Annotated in this window: 1 protein-coding gene; it reads right to left on the reverse strand. The window is 65.4% G+C overall.

All coding sequences use genetic code 11. The annotated features are described in order from the left end of the window. Positions 1-235 (reverse strand): LysR family transcriptional regulator (locus SB772_RS40065; RefSeq protein ID WP_410838526.1); only part of this gene is annotated, 235 nt, incomplete at its 3' end. Positions 236-289 lie beyond the last annotated feature (54 nt).

The raw sequence follows: 289 nt of genomic DNA on the forward strand, positions 1-289 counted from the left end.
GGATGGTGGACAGCGCGGGCGTGACGCTGTCCACGAACTGTGCGCCCGCCTCGGACAGCGCCACGCTGCGCGTGGTGCGATTGAACAGCCGCACGCCGATACGCGCCTCCAGCGCCGCCACGGCATGGCTCAGCGCCGAGGTGGACACGTCCAGTTCGTTGGCCGCCGCGCGGAAGCTACGGTGACGCGCCACCGCGAGCACGGCTTCGAGTTCGCCCAGTCCCGATGTCTTCATTATCCTAAATCGCTCAATGACTCGTCCTCGATTGTACGGCTAGTCGGATCAATC

Origin of the sequence: Paraburkholderia sp. SIMBA_030, from assembly GCF_046535245.1 — a bacterium.
Lineage (GTDB): Bacteria > Pseudomonadota > Gammaproteobacteria > Burkholderiales > Burkholderiaceae > Paraburkholderia.